At 72.6% G+C, this 18,640-nt stretch carries 16 protein-coding genes; 9 read left to right on the plus strand and 7 right to left on the minus strand.

Annotation, left to right across the window (positions count from 1 at the left end; translation table 11 throughout):
- Positions 1–14: 14 nt before the first annotated feature.
- Positions 15–1,481: an aldehyde dehydrogenase family protein gene (locus ACWFQ8_RS14050; protein ID WP_453786580.1), complete on the minus strand. Its 1,467-nt coding sequence runs from the start codon at positions 1,479–1,481 to the stop codon at positions 15–17.
- Between the two features lie 277 nt (positions 1,482–1,758).
- Positions 1,759–3,384 carry a cellulase family glycosylhydrolase gene (locus tag ACWFQ8_RS14055; protein ID WP_453786464.1) on the minus strand — a complete coding sequence of 542 codons (1,626 nt, stop codon included), beginning with the start codon at positions 3,382–3,384 and terminating at the stop codon, positions 1,759–1,761.
- A gap of 139 nt (positions 3,385–3,523) precedes the next feature.
- Between ACWFQ8_RS14055 and ACWFQ8_RS14060 the strand changes: the two genes are divergently transcribed.
- Complete coding sequence (locus ACWFQ8_RS14060; RefSeq protein ID WP_453786465.1) at positions 3,524–4,645, plus strand: hypothetical protein; 1,122 nt, start codon at positions 3,524–3,526, stop codon at positions 4,643–4,645.
- Between the two features lie 194 nt (positions 4,646–4,839).
- On the opposite strand, the gene ACWFQ8_RS14065 is transcribed toward ACWFQ8_RS14060, so the two are convergent.
- Entirely contained in the window at positions 4,840–5,463 is a 624-nt protein-coding gene (locus ACWFQ8_RS14065; protein ID WP_453786466.1) for a hypothetical protein, read from the minus strand.
- A 213-nt stretch (positions 5,464–5,676) separates the two neighbouring features.
- Between ACWFQ8_RS14065 and ACWFQ8_RS14070 the strand changes: the two genes are divergently transcribed.
- Positions 5,677–6,774, plus strand: a complete 1,098-nt coding sequence (locus ACWFQ8_RS14070; protein ID WP_453786467.1) for an alpha/beta hydrolase — start codon at positions 5,677–5,679, stop codon at positions 6,772–6,774.
- A 303-nt stretch (positions 6,775–7,077) separates the two neighbouring features.
- Positions 7,078–8,046, plus strand: coding sequence for a TAXI family TRAP transporter solute-binding subunit (locus ACWFQ8_RS14075; protein ID WP_453786468.1), 969 nt, complete (start codon positions 7,078–7,080; stop codon positions 8,044–8,046).
- 170 nt (positions 8,047–8,216) lie between these two features.
- Here ACWFQ8_RS14075 and ACWFQ8_RS14080 read toward each other — a convergent pair whose 3' ends face one another.
- The 3 genes from ACWFQ8_RS14080 to ACWFQ8_RS14090 form a co-directional block, all read right to left on the minus strand.
- Positions 8,217–9,650 (minus strand): ATP-binding protein, encoded by a 1,434-nt coding sequence (locus tag ACWFQ8_RS14080; protein WP_453786469.1) that lies wholly within the window; start codon positions 9,648–9,650, stop codon positions 8,217–8,219.
- A complete protein-coding gene (locus ACWFQ8_RS14085; protein WP_453786470.1) occupies positions 9,647–10,384 on the minus strand; it encodes a response regulator transcription factor in 738 nt (245 codons plus the stop codon). Before ACWFQ8_RS14085 ends, ACWFQ8_RS14080 begins: the two co-directional genes overlap by 4 nt.
- Positions 10,385–10,546: 162 nt before the next feature.
- Positions 10,547–11,932: an MFS transporter gene (locus tag ACWFQ8_RS14090; RefSeq protein ID WP_453786581.1), complete on the minus strand. Its 1,386-nt coding sequence runs from the start codon at positions 11,930–11,932 to the stop codon at positions 10,547–10,549.
- 696 nt (positions 11,933–12,628) lie between these two features.
- On the opposite strand from ACWFQ8_RS14090, the gene ACWFQ8_RS14095 reads away from it, so the two are divergent.
- On the plus strand, positions 12,629–13,189 hold the full coding sequence (locus ACWFQ8_RS14095) for a hypothetical protein (RefSeq protein ID WP_453786471.1): 561 nt from the start codon (positions 12,629–12,631) through the stop codon (positions 13,187–13,189).
- 17 nt (positions 13,190–13,206) lie between these two features.
- Here the strand turns inward: ACWFQ8_RS14095 and ACWFQ8_RS14100 are convergent, their stop codons facing one another.
- A complete protein-coding gene (locus tag ACWFQ8_RS14100) occupies positions 13,207–14,352 on the minus strand; it encodes a hypothetical protein (RefSeq protein WP_453786472.1) in 1,146 nt (381 codons plus the stop codon).
- Positions 14,353–14,581: 229 nt separating this feature from the next.
- Between ACWFQ8_RS14100 and ACWFQ8_RS14105 the strand changes: the two genes are divergently transcribed.
- From ACWFQ8_RS14105 to gap, 5 genes are all read left to right on the plus strand, one after another.
- Positions 14,582–14,851: a DUF6225 family protein gene (locus ACWFQ8_RS14105; RefSeq protein ID WP_453786473.1), complete on the plus strand. Its 270-nt coding sequence runs from the start codon at positions 14,582–14,584 to the stop codon at positions 14,849–14,851.
- A gap of 222 nt (positions 14,852–15,073) precedes the next feature.
- Positions 15,074–15,337: a hypothetical protein gene (locus ACWFQ8_RS14110; RefSeq protein WP_453786474.1), complete on the plus strand. Its 264-nt coding sequence runs from the start codon at positions 15,074–15,076 to the stop codon at positions 15,335–15,337.
- Positions 15,338–15,678: 341 nt separating this feature from the next.
- Positions 15,679–16,512: an SDR family oxidoreductase gene (locus tag ACWFQ8_RS14115; protein WP_453786475.1), complete on the plus strand. Its 834-nt coding sequence runs from the start codon at positions 15,679–15,681 to the stop codon at positions 16,510–16,512.
- Between the two features lie 34 nt (positions 16,513–16,546).
- Entirely contained in the window at positions 16,547–17,503 is a 957-nt protein-coding gene (locus ACWFQ8_RS14120; RefSeq protein ID WP_453786476.1) for a GlxA family transcriptional regulator, read from the plus strand.
- 115 nt (positions 17,504–17,618) lie between these two features.
- On the plus strand, positions 17,619–18,617 hold the full coding sequence (gap, locus tag ACWFQ8_RS14125) for a type I glyceraldehyde-3-phosphate dehydrogenase (protein ID WP_453786477.1): 999 nt from the start codon (positions 17,619–17,621) through the stop codon (positions 18,615–18,617).
- Positions 18,618–18,640: the final 23 nt, after the last annotated feature.

Below are 18,640 nucleotides of genomic sequence, written 5' to 3' on the forward strand. Positions count from 1 at the left end.
TCTTTCCTCCCCCGTCAGCCCGCGAACCAGCGCACGGGGCGCGGCGCGAGGTTGGTGTACACGTGCTTGGTCTCCCGGTACTCGGCGAGTCCGGACGGGCCCAGCTCGCGCCCGATGCCGGACTTCCCGAAGCCGCCCCACTCGGCCTGCGGCAGGTAGGGGTGGAAGTCGTTGATCCAGACGGTGCCGTGGCGCAGGCGGCCCGCGACCCGCCGGGCGCGGTCCGCGTCGGCGCTCCAGACGGCGCCGGCCAGGCCGTACTCGGTGTCGTTGGCGAGCGCCACGGCCTCGGCCTCGGTACGGAATCCCTCGACCGTCAGCACCGGTCCGAAGACCTCCTCGCGCACGACGCGCATACGGCGGTGGCAGCGGTCCAGGACCGTCGGCCGGTAGAAGTACCCGGGACCCGGCGGCCGTTCGCCTCCGGCGCGCAGCACGGCGCCCTCGGCGAGCGCCGCGGCCACGTACGACTCGGTGCGCTCCCGCTGGGAGGCGGAGACGAGCGGTCCGCACTCGACGCCCGCGTCGGTGCCGCGGCCGATGCGGATCTTCTCGGCGCGGCGGGCGAGTTCGGTGACGAAGCGCGACCGGACGGACTCCTCGACGATCAGGCGCGAGCCGGCCGAGCACACCTGGCCGCTGTGTATGAAGGCCGCGTTGAGCGCCTGGTCCACCGCGGTGTCGAAGCCCTCCTCGGTGGCGCAGGCGTCGGCGAAGACGACGTTGGGGTTCTTGCCGCCCAGTTCGAGGGCGACCTTCTTGACCGTGTCGGCCGCCGCGCGCATGACCTTCGTACCGCTCGCGAAGCCGCCGGTGAAGGAGACCAGGTCGACGTCGGGATGGGCGGCGAGCCGCGCGCCGACCGGGTCGCCGGCCCCGGTGACCAGATTGGCGACGCCGCCCGGCAGGCCGGCCTCCGCCAGCAGTTCCAGCAGGACCACCGTGGTAAGCGGCGTCAGCTCGCTCGGCTTGACGACGAAGGTGTTGCCCGCCGCGAGGGCCGGGGCGATCTTCCAGCTGGCCTGGAGCAGCGGATAGTTCCACGGGGTGATCAGGGCGCACACCCCGACGGGCTCGTGCACGACGATGCTGTGGACCTCGGGGGAACCCGTGTCGACGACGCGGCCGGCGCCCTCACCCGCGACGAGATCGGCGAAGTAGCGGAAGGCGTCGCTGACGCAGTCCACGTCCACGCGGCCCTCTTCCAGGGTCTTGCCCGCGTCCCGGCTCTCCAGGAGGCCGATGCGCTCGCGGTCGCGCTGGAGCAGGTCGGCGGTACGGCGCAGCAGCGCGGCGCGCTCCGCCACCGGGGTGCCCGGCCACGCTCCGTCGTCGAAGGCGGCCCGTGCCGCGGCGACAGCGGCGTCGGCGTCGGCGGCGCCGCCCTCGGACACCACCGCGAGGACGGTGGCGTCCGCCGGGTCCAGGATCTCCCTGGTGGCTCCCGACGCGGCGGACCGCCACGTCCCGCCTGTGTACATGGTCTTCTGCTCCGACACGACGCGCTGTACCTCCGGTTCCGACACCGCGGCGGACCCGCGGCAGTCTGGAATCACCGCGCATGCCCGCAGTTCCGGCGGTCATATCCCCACCGTCACCAAAAGTGACGGGAGTCACGTGGACCCCACGGGTTCAACTGCGTCACATGAGGCCGACGACCCCCGTCCGCCCGTGGCCCGGCACGGGCGGACGGGATGCCGTGCCCCGTCCGTCAGCGCGTCAGCGGGTCAGCGGGTCAGCGGGTCAACCCGTCAACCGTCAGCCCGTCGGGAACTCGTCCGCGCTGCGGACGCGGTCGCGGATCCAGACCCCGGCCGGCTTGAGCCGGCCCGTGCCGGCCCACGGGCCGTTGGCGGCGCAGGTACCCGTCTTGAACACGGCGCCCGTGCGGCCGTCGTCGGAGAAGTTCCAGTTGACCCAGCTGATCTTCTTCGCCGCCATCAGGTCGAGGTACTTCTGCGACATCGCGAAGTCGTTGCTGCCCTCGCCCGCGTAGTTCTGGGTGCCGAACTCGGTCACGAACACCGGGATCCGGTCGGCGGCGCGGGAGAGCGTCTCCAGGTACTCCTCGCGGTGCGAGTACGCGTAGAAGTGGAAGGTGTACATGATGTTGGAGGCGTTCACCTGCTGGGCGACGACCTCGCTCTCGTTCCCGCCCTCGGAGACGCCGAAGGAGGACCAGGCGCGCGTGCCGACGAGGACCGGGGCGTCGGAGTCGATGCCCCGGATGACCGGGATGATCTGCTCGGCGTAGCTCTTGATCTGGCCCCAGCTCACGCCGCTGGGCTCGTTGGCCACCTCGTAGAGGACGTTGTTCTTGCCCTTGTGCCGGTTCGCCACGGCGGAGAAGAACGTCTTCGCCCTGGCGAGGTTGACGTGGGGGTCGCCCGGGTCGAGCATGTGCCAGTCGACGATCACGTACATGCCCCGCGCCGTCGCCTGCTCGATGAGCGAGTGCGCGAGGTCGGTGAACCGCTGCGGGTCGCTCTCGTAGCCGCCCTCCTGTACGTACGTGGACACGCGCAGCACGTCCGCGTTCCAGTCCTTGGCGAGGGCGTCGAGCGAACCGCCGGTCAGGCACTGCGCGTACCACTGGGTGCCGTGGGTGCTCATGCCGCGCAGCTGCACCGGCTTGCCGTACTGGTTGCACAGCTTGGTGCCGCAGACGGTGAGCTGGCCGTTGACGCCGACCGGGGTGGTGGCGGGCTGCGGCGGGACGGCGCCGGTGTCGACGCTGAGATGGTCGATGTTCGGCCCGCCGGCGGTCGTGGTGGCGGTGGCCCGGATGGTGTTCGATCCGGCCCTGAGCGCGGCGGTCAGCCCGCTCGTGGCCCAGTTGGTCCAGGCGCCCGTACCGTTGAACGCCTTGCCGGATGCCGCGGTCGCACCGTTGACCGTGATCGTCAGGGGGCGGTTGCTCGTGGTCCCGTTGGCGTAGCGCAGATTGATCGCGGCGTCGCCGGCCCGGGCGGCGTTGACCGTCCACTCGACGTAACTGCCGCTCGCGTTGTCGTAGTTGACGAATCCGGTGCCCGTGAAGCCGGCGTGGTCGGACTCGACCGCGCCCCGTGAGACGGTGGCGCTCTCCGCTTCGTGGGTGACGGGCGCGGCTGTCGCGGACGAGGGCGCCGTGGTGAGGCTGACGAGCAGTGCGCCGATGAGGCTCGCGGCTGCGGCGAGGGACCGGGGCCGGACGTGTGGGGGTCGCAAGGTGTCTCCGTCTCGTGAGGGGTGCGGGGACCGTAAGGAAACTTTCCTAACGAAGGGAATAGCAGCCTCCGGGTCCGCACCACAAGACCCCCGACCGACATCACGGTCCGTCCGGCGCGCCCTACGCCCCCGGGGCGCTACGGTGCGAGGTCGACGCGGTGGCGCCCGCCGCATGATGGCGCGCTCGGGGTGCAGCTCACCAGGACATACGTCGACAAACGGCTGGTTACTGAGTCACCTTGTGGAGACGTCAGCGAGGCTGTCCAAAACCTGGCAACCTGGCTGGACGCTGACCCGCCGAGGAGGATTCCCCATGACCGAAGCCCTGATTGACGCTGTCGATGCCCATGGCGACGACGACGCCGACCGGGAGGCGGTCGAGCGTGAGCGGGCCGAGATGCGGGAGTTCATCAGGGGGTTGAGCGCGGACGACATCAAGTCGGGCAGTTGGTTCACCAAACTCAGCGCTCAGGCCATGAGCTCCTACACCGACAAGGCCGACTGGGAGTACTTCCAGAAGCGGTACGAGGGCGTCCCCGCGGACGCCATTGTGGATCAGCGGGTCAAGATGGCCGCTCGGTACGCCGCACTCGAAGGCGGGCTCTCCGCCGGCGCCTATACGGCGGCCGTCGTCGCCACTCTCGGGAGCCTTGGTGGTGCCTCGCCGGCGACCGTCCCGGCCGCCGTCGCGACCGTCATGGTCGATGTCGCGTTCATCACCCGACTCCAGCTCCGCCTGGCCTACGACATCTCGGTCCTCTACCGGGTCCCGCTCGACCTGTCCGACCCCGATGACATGTGGAAGCTCATTCGCGTGGCCTTCACGATCAAGAGTGGGGAAGTGGTCCGGGAAGGCGTGGTCAAGGCGGTTCCGGTCATGATGCGGCCGTTGATCAAGCGCTTCTACTCCAAAGCGGTACTGAGCGCCGCAAAGGGCCTCCCCTTCGTCGGGAGGTTTCTTCTGCAGCGCAACGTCATCAAGATAGGCATCCCCGTGGTCGGCGTTCCCCTTGCGGTGGTGTTGAACCGCTATACGACGCTGCTCGCGGGGCGGCACGCGCAAGCCGTCTTCCGGAACGATGCGCGGGTGATCGAAATCGCCGAGGGCCTGAGCGAGCGGAGTCGGCACCCGCAGTTGATGCTGTGGGTCGCGTGGCTCGTCATCACGGCGGACCACAAGATTGCCGACGACGAGGCGCTGTTGATGCGGCACCTGGTGAGGCTGGTCCGGGATCGACACCAGGTGGTCGATGAAAGACTCGCTCGCCTTGTCGACATCGATCGCGCCGAGGTGTGGCGACGCCTGGACGCCGAGCCGGGGGACCTGAGTGACCTCCTCGACGTGGCCGACCGGGTGGCCGCGGTGGCCGGTGCCGCCGGCGCGCGCAAGAAGGCCGTCATCTCCGAGCTTCGGGATCGCTGCCGCCGAGCCTGACGCCGTCGTGCTCCTCTCGGGGCGGTGTGACGACCGCCGCCTTCACGGCCGCGCGGCGATGATGGCTCGCGGGTAGCGGTACGGTCCCGGCGGGCGACCGAGATTCGGAAGAACGGGGAGCGGGCGAGGGCGCTCCCGCGCTCCGTACGCACGCAACGTCCGGCGGGCGTCGCGCGGCAGGGGGACTCGGCGCCTCAGCAGGCGAGGGGGTGCGCCGTCGCGGAGTCGGGACCACGAGAGGCTTCGACCCGACGGACCAGAGGGGCGAACGCCAGGAGGTAGCAGAGGCCGCCGACAGGGAGGAAGTCCAGGCTGGAGGCCATCGCGACCGTGCCCACCACGACGAGCGGCAGGGAAAGGCGGGCGTCCCGGCCGGTGAGTGCGGCGAGCAGGGTGATCAGCCCGACGTAGAGGAAGACCGGGCCGACCGTGTACACGACCGGCAGCACGCCCGGTACGTCCTGCACCTGTGCGAAGAGCTCCCTCATCTCCGCCTTGTCCGTGGCGCGCAGACCCACGTACAGGTCGATGGCGGCCTGGGCGAAGGCGGCACCGGACCCCACCAGACCGGCCACCAGCCCGCCTCGGGCCACCCGGCGCCGGGCGGGTCCGCCGCCGGCGGCCGCGATGCGGTGCAGCCCCGTGCACGCGACGGCGAAGAAGAGCACGCTCAGGAGGAAGGCGGTGTGTCCTGCGGTCCACCCCGCTCCGGGAGCCCTGGACCCCTCCACGAACAGCCGTACGCAGCCGTAGGCGATCAGGAGGACGGGGGCCGCGATGAAGGAGAACCGGGTGAGTGCTGCTGCTCGCTCTGTCATGACCCCAGCCTCTCGGCCGCCCCCGGTCCTCGGCATGGGTGATCGCCAGGAGACGACCCCGAGGCCGTCCCCTACGTGACGGGGAAGTTCCGGCCAACTCCCGGACGGACGGAACGGATTGCCCCACGCGCCGCTCTAGCCACATGTGCACCGGTCGGGGGCACTCCGGGCCGGCGGGTCCGGACGATGACGTCTCAGAGGTTTCACCAATCCATGGGTCTGACGAGTAGCACGCTCCTCATGTGCGTCGTGCTGGGCACGGTGCTCCTGTTCGCCGCCACGGTGTGGTCGTGGCCACGACTGGCGCGCGGGAGCTGGAGACGGGTGCTGGGACGGATGGGGCTGCTCGTCGCGGTGCAGGTGTTCGTGTTCGCCTCGGTGGCGCTCGCGGCCAACCGGAGTCACCTGATCTACGGTTCCTGGGCCGACCTGGCCGGGCAGAAGCAGCAGGCGGCGGCGCCCGGCGGCGCGGCCGTGGAGATCCTGGGGCGGCAGGCCCCGAACGTGCCCGGCGGAGGGAACCCGCAGGTGAGCGGGGTCATCGAGAAGGTGCTGGTGCACGGCGAGCGCTCCGGGATCGCCTCCCAGGCCTATGTGTACCTGCCGCCCGAGTACTTCCAGAAGGGCGGCGAACACCGGAGGTTCCCCGCCTCCGTCGTCCTGACCGGCTTCCCCGGCACTGCGGAGAACCTGCTCGCCGGACTGAGGTACCCGAAGACTGCCTGGACCCAGGTCAAGCAGAAGAAGACCCAGCCCATGATCCTGGTGATGATGCGGCCCACCGTCGCACCGAACAACACCCAGTGCGTCGACGTCCCTCGGGGCGGCCCCCGGAGCGAGACCTTCTTCGGTAGTGATGTGCCCAAGGCGATCTCGGCCTCGTACCGCGTCGGCGGCGAGGCGCGCAACTGGGGGATCATCGGCAACTCGACCGGCGGCTACTGCGCCTTGAAGATGACGGTGCAGCATCCGGAGACCTACTCGGCCGGGGTGGGCCTGTCGGCCGAGTACAAGCCGGAGATCGACGCGGACTCCGGTGACCTCTTCCATGGCGACGAGGACGAGGAGAAACGATCCGACCTGCTGTGGCACCTGGACAACCGGCCGCAGGGCAAGGCCTCGTACCTGGTGACCTCCTCGCTGCAGGGCGAGGAGAACTACGGACCGACCCAGCAGTTCATCAGCAAGGTGAGGGATCCCGGGCGGGTCTCCTCGATCACGCTGGATCACGGAGGCCACAACTTCAAGACGTGGAACCGGGAGATACCGCCGGCGCTGGAATGGATGAGCGGGCGGCTCTCCGCCGAGTAGCACCCCGTACGCGCGGGGCCGGCAAGCGGCGGGTGGCCGCAGGGTCGGGGCGGCGGCGAGGCCCCGGGACCACGACGTCCCGGGGCCGGTGGGCCCACTTCGCTCGACCACACGGTTCAACGACCGGCGCCCACCACCGTCACGCCCTTTCGCCCTCGCACACCCGCGCACGCGCACACCCCCGCGCCTGCCACCGTCACGCTCGCGCAGCCGCATCGGCACCCCGATGTCCTCGGCCGCCGTCAGACACCGACGCCGTCCGGGACCGACCCGGCGAACCGGGCACCGGGCTAGGCTGCCGGGGTGAACAGGGCGCGGTGGAGCCGGCGGCGGGTGATCGGCGCGGGAGCGGCCGCGGTCGCCGCGGCGCTGCCCGGATGTTCAAGGAGCGCCTGCCCGGTGCGGCGGCTGCGGCTCGCTACGGGGCCGGAGGGCGGTCCGTACAACGCCTTCGGTGAGGCCCTGGCCCGGGCCGTCGCCATGAGCGGCCGCCGGCTGGAGATCGTACCGGTGAGCACCGCGGCGAGCGTGGACAACCTCCGCGAGCTCGACGACGGTTCCGTGGAGCTCGCCCTGTCCATGGCCGACGTGGCCGCGGACGCGGCGCGGGGCCGAGATCCGTTCGCCCGACCCGCCGCCGTGACGGCGCTGGCGCGGATCTACGTCAACTACACGCACCTGCTCGTTCCCGCGCACGGGCCGGTACGGGCCGTGCGCGATCTCGAGGGCCGCCCGGTGGCCGCGGGCGCCGCGGGCTCGGGGGTGCAGGTGGTGGCCGACCGGGTGTTGCGGGCGGCGGGCCTGAGCGACGGCCCGACGGCCGCCCGCGAACGGCAGCTCGGCCTGGCCCCGTCCGTCCGGGCCCTGCGGGACGGCGCGGTCGACGCGCTGTTCTGGTCCGGTGGCGTGCCCACGCCGGCGCTGGCGGACCTGGCACGCGAGGTGCCGCTGCGGTTCCTGGCGCTGGACGGCCACGTGGGCGCGCTGCGGGAGCGCCACGGACCCGTGTACACGGCGGTCACGCTTCCCGAAGGGGTGTACGGGCTGACCGAGCCGGTCGCGACCATCGGCGTCGGCAACTACCTCCTGGCCCGAGCCGACGTACCGCACGATGCCGTGCGCGACGTGCTCCAGGTGGTGTTCGACCGGTGGCGCGACCTGCTGCGCGAAGTGACCGCAGGGGCGCGGCTGGAGCCCCGCTTCGCCATCTCGACCGGAGACGTACCGCTCCACGCGGGCGCCGTCACCTACTACCGGTCCGTCTACGGTTGACCGCAGCCGCAGCCGCAGCCGCAGCCGCAGCCGCAGCCGCAGCCGCAGCCGCAGCCGCAGCCGCAGCCGCAGCCGGTGCCGGAGTCGGCACCGGAGCCAGGGCCGGGATCGGAGTCAGGGCCGATCGGTGCCACGTTTGGAGCCGTACGCCGCCGACCGCGACCGGGCGATCACGGCGCGGCCGGGAGCCGGAGTTCGACGACCAGACCGCGCGGCGTGTTGCCGCCGACATCGAGCCGGCCGCCGCTGACGCGGGCGATCTCGTCGGCGATGGCCAGCCCCAAGCCGCTGCCCGGCACGTTCTGGTGGTCGGGGGAGCGCGCGAAGCGCCGCAGCAGCAGTTCCCGCTGGTCCTCGGGAACGCCCGGGCCGTCGTCGGCCACCCGGACCACGGCGTTCCCGTCCGCGCCGTACGTCGCGCACACCTCGACGCGACCACCGGCCGGTACGAACTTCACGGCGTTGTCGAGGAGCGCGTCCAGGACCCGGCCCGCCGCGTCGGGCAGGGCCCGGACCCGCAGTTCCCCCGGCAGGACGGTGGCGCTCAGTTCCAGCCCGGCGTGAGCGAAGACCGGACTCCAGGCGGCCACCCGCTCCCGTACCGCCCGCGACACGTCCTGGTCCTGCGACTCGGCCGTCCCGGACTCCACCCGGGCCAGCGCCAGCAGCCCGTCGAGCAGTTCCTCCAGGCGTTCCGCCTCGTCCAGAGCGCCGGCGTGCTCCGCCCGGCCGGGGCCGGGGGCCAGGTGCGGTTCCACGTTCTCCAGCCGCAGCACGAGGGTCGCCAGCGGATTGCGCAGCTGGTGGGACGCATCGGCGACGAAGTCGCGCTGACGGCCGATGGAGTGGGCCACCGCCTCCGCCATGGTGTTGAAGTGCCGTCTGAGACGGCGCAGTTCCGGCGGTCCGGTGTCCGACACGGCGCGGGCTTGGAGACTGCCCGCCGTCAGCCCCTCCACCGCCCGGTCCAGATCGAGGACGGGACGCATCAGCCAGCGCGTGATCCCCGCCGCGACCAGCGCCGCCGCAGCGAAGGCGGCCACCGCGCCCGCGCCGATCAGCGCCCAGCGGACCGCCACGTCCCGGCGGGCCGCCCCGGTCGGCACGGCCATCAGGACCGCCCCGCTGACCCGCTCGTCCCGGCCCACGGGCTCGGCGAGCAGCACGATCCCGGGGCCCCAGGGTCGCAGGGTGGGCAGCCGGTCGGTGGAGCGGCCCGTGAGGGCGCGGCGGCGGGCGTCCGCCGCCCCGGAGACCGCGTGCGGGGAGGCGCCGGCCGCCGCCGCGTCCGTCGCCGCGCCGACGGCCGCATCGGCGGCGGGCCCCGCACCGGCCCGCGCGACGGTCGCGCCCGCCGTGTCGACGACGACCACCCCGGCGCCGTACAGCTCGGCGTACCGGCCGATCTCGGCGGACAGCTCCTGCCGGTCCGGCCCCGTGCGCACCCGGTCGGCGAGATCGGCGAACCGCACCGCCTCCGAGCGGCGTTGCAGGAGCAGGTGCTCGGTCCGACCCCGAGCGTAGGCATCGGCCAGGGGGACGCAGAGCAGCAGCGCGGCGACCCCCATGAGCACCATCAGGACGGCGAGGAGCCTGCGCCTCACGGGCCCAGCCCGCGCCGGGTGTCCTGCGGGCCGCCCTGTTCCGGCCACGCGGCCGGCGGGCCGAGCTGGTAGCCGAACCCGCGTACGGTACGCACCAGCCCCGAGCGGCCGGTCTTGGAGCGGATGCCCGCCACGTGGACGTCCAGGGACCTGGACGCGGCGAGGAAGGCGTCGCCCCAGATGCGGTCCAGGATCACCTCGCGGGAGTGCACCTCGTCCGGCCGCGCGGCCAGGAAGGCCAGCACGTCGAACTCACGTCGGGTCAGCCGCACTTCGGTGCCCGCCACGACGACCGTACGGCCCGCCAGGTCCACCTCCACGTCACCTGTGCGCACGGGCCCGCCACCGGCGTCGGCGGCGGCGCCGGTGCGGCCGGAGGGGACTCCGGTGCGGCGGCGTACGGTGTCGATGCGCGCCATCAGCTCGGCCATCCGGAAGGGTTTGACGACGTAGTCGTCGGCTCCCGCCCGCAGCCCCTGCACGATGTCGCGCTCCTCGCAGCGCGCGGTGACCACGATGAGCGGGGCGTCGCAGACGGTCCGCAGCCGCCGCAGCAGTTCGAGGCCGTCCAGATCGGGCAGCCCCATGTCGAGCAGGACGAAGTCCGCCTCGTGGACGTGCCGCAGGGCGTCCAGGGCCCGGCCCACCCGGCGGACGGTGTGTCCGCGCTGGGCGAGCGCGGTGCCGAGGGCCTGGGCCATGCGGTCGTCGTCCTCGACCAGAAGCGCGTGCATCGACAGTTCCCCGTGACCCCTGACCGTGACCCGTGACCTCTGACCCGGGACCGCTGACCGGTGGGTTTCCGCTCGGTGGCCTTCGGCTCCGGGGCCCGTAGGCCGTCCGCCGACCCGGGGCAGCAGCTTACGGGAGCGGCCGCCCCGGGTCACCGGCGCGGATCAGCGGGCGGACTCGACGGAAGCGGCGGCCTGCTGCTTCCCGCCGTCCTCGCCCCCGGCCCGCGCGGCGTCGGCCTCGGCCTCGGCGCGGCTGAGCGCGACGTTGCGTGTGTCAGGCATCAGAACGTATGTCACGAGGGAGACCAGCGCGCACCCCGAGACGTACCAGAAGAACATCGTCTCGTGGCCGCTGCTCTTGAACCACAGCGCGACGTACTCCGCCGTGCCGCCGAAGAGCGCGTTGGCGATGGCGTACGGCACGGCCACGCCCAGGGCCCGCACCCGGGTGGGGAACAGCTCCGCCTTCACGGCCGCGTTGATCGAGGTGTAGCCGGTGACGATGACCAGGGCGAGCAGGGACAGTCCCAGCGCGGACCAGTACGAGGACGCCGACCCCAGGGCGGTCATGATCGGGTACGTGCCGACGGTGCAGCCCACGGCGAAGGTGATCAGCAGCGGCCGGCGGCCGATCCGGTCGGAGAGCATCCCCGCGAAGGGCTGGAGCACGGCGAAGAGCGTCAGCGCGGTGAAGCTGACGAGGGTGGCCGTCGTCTTCGCCATTCCCGCGCTGCCGACCAGGTACTTGGTCAGGTAGGTGGTGTACGTGTAGTACGCCACCGTGCCGCCCAGGGTGAGTGCCATGACCAGGCCCGCCTGCCGCCGGTGCTGCCACAGCACCTTCAAGGTGCCGCGCGCGCTGTCGTCGTGCCCCTCCTCGCCCTCCGACTCCTCCTTGAACGCGTCCGTCTCCTGGAGCCGCCGCCGCAGCCAGAACACGACGACCGCGAACAACGCGCCGAGGGCGAACGGGACGCGCCATCCCCAGCTCTCCAACTGGGCCGTGGTGAGCGTGTGCTGCATCGTGATGAGGATGCCCAGACCGAGAAGCTGGCCGCAGGTCATCGACACGTACTGGAACGACGAGCCCAGGCCGCGCCGGTTCCGGGCCGAGGCCTCGGTGAGGTAGGTGGCGCTGGCCGCGTACTCGCCGCCGATGCTCATCCCCTGGAGCAGCCGGGCGAGGAGCAGCACCAGCGCGCCGAAGTAGCCGGCCTGGTCGTACGTCGGGGCGACGGCGATCAGCAGGGCGGCCACCGACATCATGGTGACGGTGAGCGTGAGCGCGCTCTTGCGGCCGTGGCGGTCGGCGGCGCGGCCCAGGACCCAGCCGCCGACGGGGCGCATCAGGAAGCCGACCGCGAAGATGCCCGCCGTGTTCATCAGCTGCGTGGTCGGGTTGTCACCGGGGAAGAAGGAGTCGGCGAAGTAGATCGCGAAGCTTGCGTAGACGAACCAGTCGTACCATTCGACGAGATTGCCGAGCGACCCCCCGATCAGGGCGAGACGGCGCTTCTTGCGCTCGTCCTCGGGTGGCGAGGCGGGCATGACGGCGGACGAGGACATGGCGGCTCCAGACGGAAGTCCCCGATGAGGGACGGGAGGGTGCCCCAGCGCGCCCCGGCGGTGGGGAAGAACCCAGAGCATGGGGCCCGCCGTCGTGCCCGGACAAGGTCCGCCGCGCAGATCTAACGTCCCGCTAAGAAAGCCCGCGCGCGTCGCGCGACCGGAGGCCGGCCAGGTGCCGGTGCGGGACGTCCTGTGCCTCCCGCGGAGTGAGGTGGCCGATCAGGACGTGAGCGGTGGCCGCCCGCCGGGGCGAGGAGGGTGCGGGCTTCGTGCGAGGGGGCGGCGACCACCTTCGGCGTGAAGTGCTTCCGCGCGCTGGTGGCGCGCGCCGACGCGCCCCGGGTCGCCCGGTTGCGGGCTACCGGAGCCGTCCCGATCGGGCACGCCGACCTCCTGAAACCGACCACCGGACGCTTCCCGGCCGACCGGGCCGTCCACCCGGCCGCGACGAGGGGCGAGGAGTCGTTGACAGCCGCCCGCTCACGTGCGAAAAAGACAAGTAGGCCGCGTTCGGCCATGTGTCCCCTCTCCTCGACGCGACGTTCACCTCGCGACCCGGCCGGCCACGGCGGTGGAGCGGGTGCCGACCGGGGGCCGTGCGAAACCTCCTGTCCCCGCACGCGAAACTGTCGAACAGTCGGCACACCACCGCATACGTGAACGGACGGCTCTCCCTTGACTCTGATTCCCGGATCCCGTGCAGCCGGACGGACCTGGACGGTCCGCCTCACCGGGCACGGCGACCACACCGTCTCCGTCACCTGCAGCGTCGAGGCGTGCCGTATGCCGCCGCGGTCCAAGGACACCGCGGGCATGCGGCGCTTCGCCGCCGAGCACGCCCGCGCGCACGCCCGGCTCGCCACCGTCCGCCCGCACGCCGCGTGCGCCTGCCGCGCCGCCGAATGCGCCTTCCACGACAGCACTCGGTCCGGTTGTTCGGGTACGCCGATGCTCGTCCTCGTCCACAACCCGGCCATCGGCCAGGTGTGGACGCTCGCCGAGGTCTGCCAGGAGTGCGCGCGGCTGATCCCGCACATCACCGTGCTCGGCCGCGCCCAGCGTCCGGCGACCGCTGCTGCGGCCGGCGCGGCCGGCGCCCCGACTCCGGCGGTCTCCGCCGGGCCGGCCGCGGCCGCCCGGGTGGCCGTACCCGGCGGTTTCTCGTCACCCGAGGCCGCACCGGAGGCCGTGGCCCGCCGCCGTCCCCACCGCGGCGGTCCCCGGCGTACCCGCTGAGCGGGCGCGGCGACGGATCAGGCCCGCACCGGAGTCTTCGTACCCGCGGCATCGGGCACGGGCGTCGCGGCCGCCTCCTTCACCGAGGGTTGCGGGGCGGTGTACATCACCGACCCCTGCCGATGCTCCTTCTCGATGACGCCCTTCTTGGCGAGGCCCTCCAGGGTGTTGCGCACCACCGGAGTGGACGTCGCGCGATCGGCGTGGGCGGCCGTCAGTTCGGCGGCGACCTCGCTGACCATGCGGGGCTCGGCGGCGCCGACCAGGAGGGCGAGCACGAGCTCGCGCAGCGGCGGCTCCCCGGTCCGGCCGGATGCGGTTCCGGCGGGCTTCTCCGCGGCGGGCTTCTCCGCCGTGCTCTTCGCCGGGGGCCTCTTGCGCCCCGAGGCCTTCGGCTCCGCTGACTTCGACGCCGCTGACTTCGGCGCCGCGGTGTCGCGCACGGCGGTGTCCCGCGCACCGGCCTCCCGTGCCGGGGCTTCCGGCGCCGCGGTCACGTGCACCGCGGTGTCCTGCGCTGCGGTCTTCTGTGCCCCGGCCTCGTGTGCCCCGGCCTCGTGCACCCCGGTGTCCCGCGCCGCCGTGTCCTGAACTGCGGCTTCCCGCACCGCGGGTTCCTGTGCGGCGGCGTGCCCGGCCGCCGTCTTCCGCACCGCCGTGTGCGGCGCGGTCTTGCGCGCCGCCGCCTTCGCGGGCCGGCGCGCCACCGGCGTGCCGCTCCGCGCACCCCTACCGCCCACCCTCGCGGCAGGTGCGGCCGCGGGTACGGGGACCTCGGCGGTCCCGGTCCCGGGTACCTCGGCGGGCGTGTCGGCGGAGGACTGCGCCGCGGGCCGCGCCGCCTTCCTGCCGCTCGTCGTACCACCGCCGGTCCTCTTCCCGCGCCGAGGCCGCGGTACGGACCCCGGCAGCGCCGACCGCGCGGGTCCGGCCTCCACGGAGTCGGTGCTCTCCGCCGCCGCCCCACCGGCGGTGGTCCCCGGCAGCGCCCCCTGCAGACCGCTCAGCCAGTTCTCGTCCGCCTTCAACTGCTCCAGGCGTACCTCCAGCTCGGCGATCCGGGCGGAAACGTCCTCCTGTTCCTTCCGGTTGGTCTCCAGGTCGCTGGCGAACCGCTGCGCGTACAGGCTCTGGATGGGCATGGTGTCCGGCTCGTCGGCCATATCTGCTCGCTCTCCTCGTACCTGTTGTGGTGTTGCCGGATGCTACTCACCACGAGGTTGCCGTAGGTCCTTCCCCGCAAGATCCGCTTCCACTCGGGCCGCACCCCGCACGACAACAAAAGAAACGATCCGCCGCGCCCGCGGTCACGCGTCCGCCCGCCCGGCGCGCTCCGCTTGCGCCCGGCGCGGCGTGCCGGGATCCCGGGGCGGGTGGTTCTAACCTCTGCGCATGGCTGAGATGTTCGATCACATTCCCCAGGTGTGGACCGCGGCCCGGCTGCGCGCGGCGCTGGCGGACGTACCCGACGACACACCGATCCACATCGGAGTCGCGGACGGACCGGGCGACTTCGAGGGGTACGGCGAGTTCGTCCTCGTCGATGCGGAACCCGTCGAGATGGAGACCGACTCCGACACCCCGGGCGAGACCGGGCCGCAGGTGCGGTTCACCCTCTTCGCCGACGCCGAGGCAGGTGCGTACCACCTCGACGTCGACTGACGCTCCGGGCGCGCGTCCGCATCGTGAGACCCGATGGACGCGCGCCGGGCCCATCTGCCACCTTCGGTGTCCATGCAGCGTCAGCCGATGATTATCGACGACGGCGTGCCGACACCGAGTTGACCGGGCCGACCCGCCCGGCAGCCCACCGTCCGCACGCCAGACCTCTCGCACTCCGCGAGGGGTCTTTTTGTTTTCCGCCCACGACAGGAGCCAAGCCCGATGTCCGACACCAGCGTCCTCGAACTCCCGCCGCACCAGCTCGCGACCGGTCCCCGCCGCCTCCTCGTACGGCTCCGGCACGGCCACGGGGCGCTCGCCCGGGTGGCCTGTGTCCTGAACAACCACCGCGTCGAGACGTTCACTTACGAATCGGCCGAACCCGGCCTGGCCACCGTCGAGGTCGTGGTGCCGGCGGCCGAGGAGGAACGGGTCCAGGCCCGGCTGCGCCGGATGGTCGGCGTCATCGCGGTCTCGGTGGTCTGATCGAGGTCTTCGCGCGGACGCTGTCCGGGTACGACGACCACTCCGCGATCGGGCGCGAACCGAACCCCCGGTGCCGTGGGGAACGGCGACGCCGCGGCGCCGGGGCGTCGACAGCGGCAGGAGAGGCCGCACGCTCGCCTCCCGAACGGGGGAGCCGATGAGCGGCGCGTGCGCGCCCGGACACGCGCCTGCGCGCCTCCGCGCGCCCCCGCAGGAGGGATGACCGACGGACGCCACCCCCCTGACCATGAACTGCCGCCGACGGCCGAGCGACCGCCACCGCGGGGCAGGACCGGCGTGCCACGACCTTTCGAAGCAACTCGGTCATCACAGGGGGAACGATGGGACGACGCTGGCTGGTCACGGGATGCTCCTCCGGCCTCGGGCACGCCCTGGCCACCGCCGCGGCCCGCGCCGGTGACGAACTGGCGGTCACCGCTCGCAAGACCGCCGACCTGGAGGACCTGGCCGCCGCCTGGCCCGGCCGCATCATCCCGATCCCGCTCGAACTGCGCGACGCCGCCTCCTGCGAAGAGGCCGTCCGCACCGCCGCCGACCGCCTCGGCGGCATCGACGTCCTCGTCAACAACGCCGGCATCGGACTGTTCGGCGCGGTCGAGGAGGTCTCGGACGCCGAGCTGCGCGACCAGCTGGAGACCCTCGTGGTGGGCCCCTGGCGGCTCACCCGGCTCGTCCTGCCACTGATGCGGGCCCAAGGACACGGTCACATCCTCAACGTCTCCTCCGTGGCCGGCCGGATGGCCTTCCCGGGCCTGGGCGCCTACGTCGCCGGCAAGCACGCCCTGGAAGGCATGAGCCAGGCCCTGGCCGCCGAAGCCGCCCCCCACCGCATCCGCGTCACCGTGCTCGAACCGGGCATGTTCGCCACGCGCTACGGCACCTCCATGACCCAGGCGCACGACCGGATCCCGGCCTACGACGGAACCAACCGCGACATGCTCGAAGGCGCCCGCGGCCTCGCCGACCACCCCGAGACCGGCCGCCCCGAGGACTTCGCGGCACGCGTCCTCGCGATCGTCGCCGCCGAGACCCCCACGCCCCTGCGGATCCCGGTCGGCGACGACGCCTACGGATACCTGGACCTGGCCGAACAGGCCTCCCGCGAGGAATTCGCCGCGGCCCGCGCCCTCACCCGGACCCCGCCCCCGGCCTGACGCCACCGACCACGGGTCCGCGTACGCTCGTCCCGTGCCCGCCTCACGTCTCCACCGCGTCGCCGTCCTCGTACTCGAAGGGGCGAAGCCGCTCGACGTCGGTATCCCCGCGCAGGTCTTCACGACCCGCGCGAGCATGCCGTACGAGGTGCGCGTGTGCGGCGCCGCGCCGGGTCTCGTGACCGGCGGCGACGGCCTCTCGTACCACGTGACGCACGGGCTCGACGCCCTCGCGTGGGCCGACATCGTCTTCGTCCCGGGCTACCGCTTCCCGGACCGCGACGACCCGCCGCCGGCCGTCATCGAAGCCCTGATCGCCGCCCACGACCGGGGTGCCCGGCTCGCCGCCATCTCGACGGGCGCCTTCGCGCTCGCCGCCACGGGATTGCTCGACGGCCGGCGCGCCACGACCCACTGGCACTACACCCGGGCCCTCGCGGCCCGGCATCCCCTCGTCCGGGTCGACGAGAACGTCCTGTTCGTCGACGCGGGCAGCCTCCTCACCTCGGCCGGCGCCGCCTCCGGCATCGACCTGTGCCTGCACATCCTGCGCGGCGACGTCGGCGTGTCCGCGTCCAACCACGCGGCCCGCCGACTGGTCGCGGCCCCCTACCGCAGCGGCGGCCAGGCGCAGTACGTGCCGCGCAGCGTGCCCGAGCCGCTCGGCGAGCGGTTCGCCGCCACACGCGAGTGGGCGCTCCACCGGCTCGGCGAGCCCCTCACCCTCGACGTACTCGCCCGGCACGCAGGAGTCTCACCCCGCACGTTCTCGCGACGCTTCGCCGAGGACACCGGATACACGCCGATGCAGTGGGTCATGCGCGCCCGGATCGACGTGGCCCGCGAGCTGCTCGAACGCTCGCAGCGCGGCGTGGAGCAGATCGCCGCCGATGTCGGTCTCGGCACCGGCGCGAACCTGCGGACACACTTCCAGCGCATCCTCGACACCACCCCCAGCGAGTACCGGCGCACCTTCACCCAGGGCGAGTAGGTCACCGTCCGCCGCGCCACCGCCTGGCGAGATCCTTTTGAACCGTGGCGATCACGCCGCTGTCGCCGGCGCGCGCCGGGCGCGAACCTGATGGCGAACGAAAGGGACATCGCTCATGACTCGCATCGCCATCAACGGATTCGGCCGCATCGGCCGCAACGTGCTCCGCGCGCTCCTCGAACGCGACAGCGACCTCCAGGTCGTCGCCGTCAACGACCTCACGGAGCCCGCCACCCTCGCCCGCCTGCTCGCCTACGACACCACCTCCGGCCGGCTCGGCCGCCCGGTGACCGTCGAGGGGAACGACCTCCTCGTCGACGGCCGCCGCATCACGGTGCTCGCCGAGCGGGAGCCCGAGCAGCTGCCGTGGGCCGAGCTCGGCGTCGACCTCGTGCTGGAGGCCACCGGCCGGTTCACCTCGGCCGAGGCCGCCCGCGGGCACATCAAGGCGGGCGCGCGGAAGGTACTGGTCAGCGCCCCGTCCGACGGCGCCGACGTCACCCTCGCGTTCGGCGTCAACTCCGACGCCTACGACCCGGCCCTGCACACCATCGTCTCGAACGCCTCGTGCACGACCAACGCGCTCGCGCCGTTGGCCGCCGTACTCGACGACCTCGCCGGCATCGAGCACGGCTTCATGACGACGGTGCACGCCTACACGCAGGAGCAGAACCTGCAGGACGGGCCGCACCGCGACCCCCGCCGCGCCCGCGCCGCCGCCGTCAACATCGTGCCGACGACGACGGGCGCCGCCAAGGCGATCGGCCTCGTGCTGCCGAACCTCGACGGCAAGCTGTCGGGCGACTCGATCCGCGTGCCGGTCCCGGTGGGTTCGATCGTCGAACTCAATACGACCGTCGCCCGCGAGGTCTCGCGCGAGGAGGTCCTGGAGGCCTACCGTGCGGCGGCGCGGGGACCGCTGGCCGGCGTGCTGGAGTACTCGGACGACCCGCTCGTGTCCTCCGACATCACCGGCAACCCCGCCTCGTCGATCTTCGACTCGGCCCTGACCCGCGTCGACGGCCGCCAGGTCAAGGTGGTCGCCTGGTACGACAACGAGTGGGGCTTCTCGAACCGCGTGATCGACACGCTCACGCTCCTCGCCACCCGCTGACCCGGACGCCGCGGCTCCGGTTG

The sequence above is a fragment of the Streptomyces sp. NPDC055254 genome (genome assembly GCF_053606025.1).